This window comes from Cupriavidus sp. FW305-27, assembly GCF_058787995.1.
Map to the genome: position 1 here is coordinate 1 of NZ_JBYTAG010000131.1, position 2,584 is coordinate 2,584.

The 2,584-nt window shown below is 66.8% G+C and carries 3 protein-coding genes; 2 read left to right on the forward strand and 1 reads right to left on the reverse strand.

Features of this window, described 5'->3' with window-relative positions:
* Positions 1 to 247 precede the first annotated feature (247 nt).
* Together AC3WRI_RS32815 and maiA are read left to right on the forward strand one after the other, a co-directional pair.
* A complete protein-coding gene (locus AC3WRI_RS32815) occupies positions 248 to 949 on the forward strand; it encodes a fumarylacetoacetate hydrolase family protein (protein WP_058697918.1) in 702 nt (233 codons plus the stop codon).
* Between the two features lie 4 nt (positions 950 to 953).
* On the forward strand, positions 954 to 1,601 hold the full coding sequence (gene maiA, locus AC3WRI_RS32820; protein ID WP_058697917.1) for a maleylacetoacetate isomerase: 648 nt from the start codon (positions 954 to 956) through the stop codon (positions 1,599 to 1,601).
* A 17-nt stretch (positions 1,602 to 1,618) separates the two neighbouring features.
* On the opposite strand, the gene ftsY is transcribed toward maiA, so the two are convergent.
* Positions 1,619 to 2,584 (reverse strand): signal recognition particle-docking protein FtsY (gene ftsY / locus AC3WRI_RS32825; protein WP_492295009.1); only part of this gene is annotated, 966 nt, incomplete at its 5' end.

The following is a 2,584-nucleotide window of genomic DNA, read 5'->3' on the forward strand; positions in this document are numbered from 1 at the left end:
GCTCTGTTGCAGTGCGCCATGCAAGATTCGCGCCGGGTAAGTATCCGGCACCTGCGCCAGTTCGGTGCGCTGGCGCTGCGAGGATGCCTGGATTCATTGTATGCGGTCGTACGCAGAGCCAACTCTCGCGGTGTATCCTGTTGCCCTGCTGCGCCGGGCGCGTCTGCTGGCGACGCCGCGCATGGCTGCTTCCTGCAACCCTGCCCACCCGCGCCGCAGCACCGATCAGAACAATCTGGAGAGATGCATGACCGAATTCGTGTTCGCTCCGGCCGCGCCCGTTGGCGTGCCGGTGCGCGGCAGCAATGCTAGTTTCCCGGTACGGCGCGTGTACTGCGTCGGCCGCAACTATGCTGCCCACGCCCGTGAAATGGGCTCGGACCCCGACCGCGAGCCGCCGTTCTTCTTCTGCAAGCCGTCCGACGCGGTCAGCTACGTCGCCGACGGCACCGAAGGCGCCTTCCCGTACCCGCCGGGCACCAGCAACTGCCACTATGAAGTGGAGCTGGTGGTGGCGATCGGCAAGGGCGGCCGCGACATCCCGGTCGACCAGGCAGCCGGCCACGTGTTCGGCTACGCCGTGGGCCTGGACATGACCCGCCGCGACCTGCAGAACGAATCGAAGAAGACCGGCCGCCCCTGGGAGACCGGCAAGGCCTTCGACCAGTCCGCGCCGATCGGCCCGATCGTGCCGGTCTCGGCCATCGGCCATCCGCAGAAGGGCGCAGTGACGCTGGCGGTCAACGGCGTGGAGAAGCAGCGCGGCGACCTGTCCGACCTGATCTGGTCGGTGCCGGAGATGGTGTCGTACCTGTCGAAGCTGTTCGAGCTGCAGCCGGGCGACCTGATCTTCAGCGGCACGCCCGAAGGCGTGGGCCCGGTGGTCAAGGGCGATGTCATGCAGTGCCACGTCGGCGGCGTGGGCGATCTCACCATCAAGGTAGTCTGATCCGATGCTAAAGCTTTACAGCTATTTCCGCAGTTCGGCCTCATTCCGCGTGCGCATTGCGCTGGAACTCAAGGGGCTGGCCTATGACTATGTGCCGGTGCACCTGCTGAAAGAAGGCGGCCAGCAGCTCAAGCCGGAATTCCGCGCCGTGAATCCCGACGGACTGGTGCCGGCGCTCGCCGACGGCGAGCACGTGCTGCAGCAATCGCTGGCCATCGTCGAATACCTGGACGAGGTCCATCCCGAGCCGACGCTGCTGCCCGGCACGGCGCTGGACCGCGCCTATGTGCGCGGACTGGCCCAGGAGATCGCGTGCGAGATCCACCCGCTGAACAACCTGCGCGTGCTGAAGTACCTGAAGCACACCGTGGGCGTGACCGACGAGGTCAAGGACGCGTGGTACCACCACTGGATCGAGCTGGGCTTTGCGTCGCTGCAGGCCAACCTGGAGCGCGGCGGCAAGGCCGGGCGCTTCTGCTTTGGCGATACGCCCACGCTGGCCGATATCTGCCTGGTGCCGCAGGTATTCAACGCGCAGCGCTTCAATATCGACCTGGCCCGCTACCCGGCGATCGCCAGGATCTATGAAACCTGCATGGAGCTGCCTGCTTTCCAGAAGGCGGAGCCGAAGGCGCAGCCTGACGCGGAATAAGCGTTCGCAACCGGGCCTTACCCCAGCAGCGCTTCGGCGAACTCATCCGCCTTGAACGGCTGCAGGTCCTCCACCTTCTCGCCCACGCCAATGAAATAAACCGGCACCGGGCGCTGGCGCGCGATAGCCGCCAGGATGCCGCCCTTGGCGGTGCCGTCGAGCTTGGTCACGATCAGGCCGGTCAGGCCCAGCGCGTCGTCGAAGGCGCGGGTTTGCTGCAGGGCGTTCTGGCCGGTGTTGGCGTCGATCACCAGCAGCACCTCGTGCGGCGCGCTCGGCATGGCCTTGCTGATCACGCGCTTGACCTTCTTGAGCTCTTCCATCAGGTGCAGCTGCGTCGGCAGGCGGCCGGCGGTGTCGGCCATGACGATGTCGATGCCGCGCGCCTTGGCCGCATTGACGGCGTCGAAGATCACCGCCGCCGGGTCGCCGCTTTCCTGCGCCACCACGGTGACGTTGTTGCGTTCGCCCCAGATCGTCAGTTGCTCGCGCGCGGCGGCGCGGAAGGTATCGCCGGCGGCCAGCAGCACCTTCTGGTCATAGCGCTGGAAGTGCTTGCACAGCTTGCCGATGCTGGTGGTCTTGCCGGCGCCGTTGACGCCCGCGATCATCATCACCAGCGGCTGCTCGCGGCCCAGCGCCATGGTTTTTTCCAGCGGGCGCAGCAGCTGCGTCAGCAGCTCGCGCAGCGCCGCCTTGACGCCTTCGGCGGTCTCGATGCGCTCGGCCTTGACGCGCTTGCGCAACTCGCCCAGCAGGTACTCGGTGGCTTCCACGCCGGCATCTGCCATCAGCAGCGCGGTTTCCAGTTCTTCGAACAGGGCCTCGTCGACCTTGACGCCGACGAACAGCGTGCCGATGTTGCGGCTGGTCTTGGACAGCCCGGTACGCAGCCGATGCATCCAGCCCAGCTTCGCTTCAGCGGTCTGGGCGGGCGGCGGGACCAGCTCGAGCGCTTCGGCCGGTGCGGGCGCCGGCAGGGG

Excerpts from the sequence above, each read along its gene's own strand:
- AC3WRI_RS32815 (WP_058697918.1), top strand. The coding sequence starts at position 248 with ATGACCGAATTCGTGTTCGCTCCGGCCGCGCCCGTTGGCGTGCCGGTG.
- maiA (WP_058697917.1), top strand. The coding sequence starts at position 954 with ATGCTAAAGCTTTACAGCTATTTCCGCAGTTCGGCCTCATTCCGCGTG.